We start from the raw sequence: 1,194 nt of genomic DNA, 5'->3' as shown, positions 1-1,194 counted from the left end.
GCACACTAGATGGGCTATAAACCCATGCCGGTTTTCAAGACCGGTGCATTCGACCACTCTGCCATCTCTCCGTGACGCAGAATAATACTTAGGTGACACCCTCGTGTAAATAGCAAAAACGACTGTTTGCTTAAAATTCGTACTTAAATGGGGTTTTTTTTTTAAATAAGGTGAAATTGAGGTTATTTTTAAAGAAATAAATAGGTTGCAGCAAACGGAGGGAACTAAAGAAGATGTTTCATTTAGTGGTTGGGTGTTTGCTGCACCGTATAAATAATCATGGTTGAGGTGATTATTTATATTGAACTGCACCGCCAAGTGCTAGTTTTTTACCAAAACGGTTAAGTCTAGCTAACATTTTTGCTTTACGGTTAGTTGGTTTAACTGCAATGTGAGTTGCCACTGTTTGGTTTAATGTATTAATTGGGTTCATTATCTTGCTCCGGGTTGTGTCTGTTGAAAACGAGTGCATTTTGCGCGTTTTCTGATTAAAAATACAACGACAAAAATTAGGGTTGAAGCATTAGTTATACTAATGCGATTTTTATTTTGTTGTTATTCTTTTTATTTCTATTTTTATTTAAATGAATAAGAATCTATCTTGATAATTATTTTAATTTATATATTTCAGTTGTTTAAGTGTTTTTGCTTCTCTTTTATGCATTTAAGTAATGGTTTTTTGAATTTTTATTCAGATTAAAATATTTTGCATGAAGTTTGTTTTTGGTACTTTTTTATTATGTGGTTAAATAAAAAATATTTATAGTTATTAATTTAAGTGTAAAAAATATAAAAATAATTAGATTTTATTAGGGTTTACTTATCTTTTGAGGTTGCATTTACAGCAGTGTATTTGGTTTTAGGCAGGCTAGCGTCTATGGGGTGTAATTATACCAGTTTTATTAAAAACATGATCATTCTAGCGTATTAATTCACTAACTAAGATTGAAATTATTAAAATAAAACAAATGCTTACCATTATTTGGCTTTGTAATTGAGCTGTGTTCTTAACGTTATAATAGATCACTAATTTAATACAATTGGTATTATTCTCTATAGAACAGGTGCAAGGGAGAGGTGCTAAATAACCTGAACTCTGGATAATAAATCTATCTCGAGCAGCTATTTTCAGCGCTAACTACGTTGAATTTACTTGCAATAGGCCCGCTATTGACGCGTAAGTTCGCCTTGTTT

The 1,194-nt window shown here is 31.5% G+C and carries 1 protein-coding gene; it reads right to left on the bottom strand.

Features of this window, described 5'->3' with window-relative positions:
* Positions 1-292: 292 nt before the first annotated feature.
* On the bottom strand, positions 293-433 hold the full coding sequence (locus tag CWB66_RS22360; RefSeq protein WP_167368311.1) for a hypothetical protein: 141 nt from the start codon (positions 431-433) through the stop codon (positions 293-295).
* Between the last annotated feature and the right edge of the window lie 761 nt (positions 434-1,194).

It is taken from the genome of Pseudoalteromonas sp. S558, assembly GCF_005886635.1.
Taxonomy (GTDB): domain Bacteria; phylum Pseudomonadota; class Gammaproteobacteria; order Enterobacterales; family Alteromonadaceae; genus Pseudoalteromonas; species Pseudoalteromonas aliena.
Note: the sequence above shows the minus strand (reverse complement) of the source record. Positions and strands in the feature narration are given on the sequence as shown.